Genomic DNA, 4266 nt, shown 5'->3' with positions numbered 1-4266 from the left:
ACTATCTCTTTTTTGTGTTTTGGTATTTTCTTATTTAAAGTATTAATTAGCTTATTTCTTTCTTTGTGATTTTCTACGTCTATAACTGAGCTAATATTATTCTCATAATTAACAACTTCACAAAATGCGTTAAATAGTTTTTTATCTGCATAGTGATAGTATGTTTTGTATGCTCTTTTATCTGCTAATGCGTTGAATGTAAGATAATTAAGTTCTAGTCGCCCTTTATCTTGATGCTGCACCCAAAGGACCGGGGGACGGTTCTCAGGTGCGATTTCTGCGAACATCATTTCTTCAAATTCTGACATGATTTTATTTTTTAAATCTTCGTCGATGTCTTTTTCTTCAAACGAAAGAACGCCCGCTGTGTATGGGTGAGAGAAGTTTTTTGATTGAATATATTCGTTAAAGTTTAAAATATCTTTCTCTGTTGTTGTAGATAAAACTTTTATATATTGTTGTTCTTCTATTTTGTCTTTACGCAATAAATAAGATAATGAGTTTTTAACGTTTCTCTGTTTGTTTTTACCTCCTATCTGTTTGTGTATCATTATAAACCTCTTTTATTTTTTCTATATCCTCTGTTAGTTCTTCAAACAAATAAGCGAATTGCTCACCGTTGGCGCTGTTAATAAAAAAATCAATATTAGCATTAATTTTTTTAGCGATTTGATTAATGTTATTAGATATATTATTTAATAGAAATAGATATTCTTTATTTCCGTTATTTTTTATTTTATTTTTTAATATTGCAGATTTATTTAAAAGTAACGCTCTTATAGCTGCTGCTCTTTTTAAATCTAATTTTTCAGCTAACAATTCAACTTCTGTTAATTCTTCGTCACTTAAACATAAAGAAATAAAATTTTTACGTTGATAGCGATCTTTATATGTTTTTTTATCTTCAATGAGAATTTTTAAATTGCTCAAATTTGCCATGTTTTTTTCCTTGTGTTTTATGTTTTGACCTTCAGGGGATTGAAGGGGCGAAGCCCCTCACAAGTAACGTAATACGAAGTATTGCGCTAACTTGCTATCTAAGGTATCCCTTACTTAAGAAATAAGATATTTTGCTTTATTGTCAATACATAAACCCCAAAATCAAAACCGATCTTGAGGTCTTTTTTCTTCTAGTTCGCTCCGCTCACTGCTACGCACTTAATTATAATCCATAGACAACTATCTGATTGTTACCAGAATAATCCTTATCCAATATATATTTAATATTAAATGTTCCTATTTCTTTATTTTTAAACTGATTTGTAAAATCTCTAAACTCTATATCGTTAGGAATTAATTCCTGATAATTTTCGATTAATACACCACTTATTGAAATCTTAACCGCTGCCTCACAAGTTCTAGTTTTATTTTTATTATCATATGCAACCTCTCGAACAGCCAACAATTGAGTATCTGCATTTTGGGTCAACGATATATCCAATGGAATAATTATGTCTTTGAAGTCTCCATTTTTATAATCATAATCAGTCAATTTTTCATAAACTAACGACGCTGGTTCATTTGGATCTAACCGTTGCTTAGCAACAAAAGCCTTATCATATTGTGATTTATAAGCTTGATTTACTAACGCGTTAGCTTCTACTGATTTACACTCAATCGGAATATCATTAGCTAATGATATGATTGGATAACAGATTGTTATTAGAGTAATTGTAGAAAAAATAAGGTGATTTTTAGGCATAACAAACCTCAAAAAAGGAATAAATAATGGATAAGATCATTTCATACTGGAAAGAATATAACATTGCACATTATGATGAAAAGAAAAGATTTTACGTGATATACGGTAAGTATAACCACTTAAATAACGAAGAAGAATCAAGAAAATGCCTAGGTCTTCATTGGGAGGACTACCCAAAGTCTAGATCTGTTTTAGCCCCTATGGTTGTAACAGCAGAAATAAAGAACTCAATTCTGGCTGGATTATTAAAAGATGGATTAGATAAAAAAAATAAAGTAGACCTTGAGAAAATACTTAAAGCTATCGAATACTTTAAAGACGAGGATTTGAAAGATAGCTATTAAGCTCAACGCTGAGAGCTGACAAAACTTGTTTTTGTTAGTTTGAAGCGTTCAAAAAGGTTTGCTTTGCTAACGCCCAAAAAACCACCCCTTTGGGGCTGTTATCTGATATGGTTAAGGCAATCACTTGACAAACTTTTTTGATGTATTAAAACATAAGAAAACAGAAACCCTATTGCTTTGAGTTTGGCGACCGTAGCAACAGGGTTTCAGAGAAAAAGGACTGCTTTATGTTTAACAACGATAATAGACAAAATTTTATAAGTCAAATGCCAATGAAGCCCTACTGTTCTGACGATTTAAGTAATGGGTTAAGAATTAGAAAAAAAGAAAAAGCGCTAGAAATGCTTTACATACAAGCTAATCAACCAGCTATACAAACTTGCTTGCTATTCGATCTAGATGAAGAAAATTGTTTTTATAAATTTGAAGAAGTTAACTTGCCTGTTCCTCACTTTATAACGAAAAGCCCCAAATCTGGCAGGTGTCATTATGGTTATATTTTGAAGAACGGGGTTTGTAAAACACAACAAGCAAAATTAAAACCGTTACGCTATGCCTCCGCAGTAGAAAACAGCATAGCAAACAGATTAGGTTCAGACCCTAACTATGTAGGGCTTATTACTAAAAACCCGTTAAATAGTCATTGGTCGCCTTGGTGGTCTGGTGCTGAATTGTATGATCTCGATTATCTCGCTGATTTTGTCGATTTAAATCAACCTAAAAGCGTTAAAGCTGAAAATTACGGATTAGGTCGCAATGTTAACCTTTTTGATGATCTGCGAGCTTGGTCTTATAAACGAGTTTTAGGGTTTAAATCTTCATCATCATTTGAACAATGGATGAAAGAAGTTGAGAGACAAGCGATCAACCTCAACGCTGTTTGTAATCAGCAAAACCCTTTGCCATTCAATGAAATAAAAGCGACAGCCCGAAGTATAGGCAAATGGACATGGAAAAATTTTGACGTTGCTAAGTTTTCAGAGATACAAAGCGCAAGGGGAAAAAAGAATCTAGGAAAGAAAAAAAATAACTATAAAAAACAAAGCGAAATATTGAATATGCTTGATTTTTTAGGAGGTAAAAAATGAGAGTAAACAGAGACGGATTAACACAAAAAGAGTTAGCAAAAAAATTTAATGTCTCAATAACAACAGTAATAAAATACACTGCTATAGACAGAGAAGATTACGAGAAAGAGGCATTAAATCGTCGCAAAACAGCGTATGAGCTACGAGAGAAGGGGCTGAGTTGGAAAGAGGTAGCGGAAGCTATGCAATGCTCTTATAACGCTGTAACGTCTCTAGCGAAGCGATACAAGCAACAAGATCTAAAAGAGAGCGTTTAGCTCTCTTTTGTTATGTGGTTCTTATAATAACTAAATAAAAAACTAAGCGTTTTTTTCATGTCTTGAATATCAGATTTTAAATCTTCGTCGTCTTTCAATTTTGTTTTGTTGCCCTTGCGTTTCTTCTTGTTTTTTAAAGAATTTTGAGACTTTTTGAGTGATGCTTTTTTTGAGTTCTTGAGTTCGTTTAAATCGCTCGATATTGTCAAAAAATAATCTAAAAAATCTGTCAACATATCTGTTTGATAGTCTAATTCTTCTTCTAATTCTTTTAGATTTCTCATTAATATATTGTTGTTCTCTACTTCTATCTTCGAATTTCGAATAAATAGATTGTTGTTCTTGATTAATGTTTTCAATTTCGCTTCCAATGCTTCTAATTCTTTGTTCTCTTGTTCTTTCTTCTGTTTTATCGCTTCTATTATTCTGCTCATTGTTTAAATTCTCTTTATTAAAATCATTATTAAAATTAAGAAAAATAAATTCATTCCTAATAAGGCTATTATTATTACTTGATATTTCAGATCTAACATCCTGAATGTCATTTGTTCTCTTATTGTTTTGTTCATTGCTATTCTTATTTTCGTTCTGTGTTCTTTTAAAGCGTTTTTTATTTCTACTTGTTCTTTTGCTAAGCTCTGCGTCAAAAACGCTCGTGTGCTCTCTGAGTGCGTTTTTAACGTACTCTCGATCTGCTCTGTGATCGATTCTTGATTCTTCGTTATAAGTTTTGTAATCTCTGCTCTGTTCATAGATATCTCCTTTTAACCTTACAGGCTTATCTTCTTCGCTAAATTTAATAGATATATAATTATCACCTGTACGATTTATAATTATATTTTTCTCTTTAGTTAAAAAATCAATTAATTCTTTTC

General features: G+C 31.6%; 6 protein-coding genes and 1 pseudogene. 3 read left to right on the top strand and 4 right to left on the bottom strand.

Translation table 11 applies throughout. From position 1 onward, the window contains the following. The 3 genes and pseudogenes from FTV37_RS16515 to FTV37_RS16505 form a co-directional block, all read right to left on the bottom strand. Positions 1 to 551 (bottom strand): annotated as a pseudogene (locus tag FTV37_RS16515) (hypothetical protein); the annotation flags it as partial. Then, the gene (locus tag FTV37_RS16510) at positions 526 to 939 is read right to left on the bottom strand and encodes a relaxosome component (protein ID WP_008917002.1); all 414 of its coding nucleotides are present in this window, start codon (positions 937 to 939) and stop codon (positions 526 to 528) included. The gene FTV37_RS16510 and the pseudogene FTV37_RS16515, both read right to left, overlap by 26 nt. A 223-nt stretch (positions 940 to 1162) precedes the next feature. Beyond that, positions 1163 to 1702: a hypothetical protein gene (locus FTV37_RS16505; protein ID WP_179996694.1), complete on the bottom strand. Its 540-nt coding sequence runs from the start codon at positions 1700 to 1702 to the stop codon at positions 1163 to 1165. A 26-nt stretch (positions 1703 to 1728) separates the two neighbouring features. Between FTV37_RS16505 and FTV37_RS16500 the strand changes: the two genes are divergently transcribed. The 3 genes from FTV37_RS16500 to FTV37_RS16490 all read left to right on the top strand — a co-directional run bounded on the left by FTV37_RS16500 (position 1729) and on the right by FTV37_RS16490 (position 3391). Continuing rightward, positions 1729 to 2046 (top strand): hypothetical protein, encoded by a 318-nt coding sequence (locus FTV37_RS16500; protein WP_179991742.1) that lies wholly within the window; start codon positions 1729 to 1731, stop codon positions 2044 to 2046. Positions 2047 to 2273: 227 nt separating this feature from the next. After that, positions 2274 to 3134: a replication initiation protein gene (locus FTV37_RS16495; RefSeq protein ID WP_179991741.1), complete on the top strand. Its 861-nt coding sequence runs from the start codon at positions 2274 to 2276 to the stop codon at positions 3132 to 3134. After that, complete coding sequence (locus FTV37_RS16490) at positions 3131 to 3391, top strand: helix-turn-helix domain-containing protein (RefSeq protein WP_008917004.1); 261 nt, start codon at positions 3131 to 3133, stop codon at positions 3389 to 3391. The genes FTV37_RS16495 and FTV37_RS16490 overlap by 4 nt, the downstream gene beginning before the upstream one ends. A 69-nt stretch (positions 3392 to 3460) precedes the next feature. On the opposite strand, the gene FTV37_RS16485 is transcribed toward FTV37_RS16490, so the two are convergent. After that, positions 3461 to 4266, bottom strand: an 806-nt coding sequence (locus FTV37_RS16485) for a hypothetical protein (RefSeq protein ID WP_180064285.1), incomplete at its 5' end; no start/stop codon positions are given.

The organism is Acinetobacter sp. YH16042, from assembly GCF_013417245.1.
Lineage (GTDB): Bacteria > Pseudomonadota > Gammaproteobacteria > Pseudomonadales > Moraxellaceae > Acinetobacter > Acinetobacter amyesii.
This window is presented reverse-complemented; position numbering and strand designations above follow the sequence as displayed.

Excerpts from the sequence above, each read along its gene's own strand:
- FTV37_RS16510 (WP_008917002.1), bottom strand. The coding sequence starts at position 939 with ATGGCAAATTTGAGCAATTTAAAAATTCTCATTGAAGATAAAAAAACA.
- FTV37_RS16505 (WP_179996694.1), bottom strand. The coding sequence starts at position 1,702 with ATGCCTAAAAATCACCTTATTTTTTCTACAATTACTCTAATAACAATC.
- FTV37_RS16500 (WP_179991742.1), top strand. The coding sequence starts at position 1,729 with ATGGATAAGATCATTTCATACTGGAAAGAATATAACATTGCACATTAT.
- FTV37_RS16495 (WP_179991741.1), top strand. The coding sequence starts at position 2,274 with ATGTTTAACAACGATAATAGACAAAATTTTATAAGTCAAATGCCAATG.
- FTV37_RS16490 (WP_008917004.1), top strand. The coding sequence starts at position 3,131 with ATGAGAGTAAACAGAGACGGATTAACACAAAAAGAGTTAGCAAAAAAA.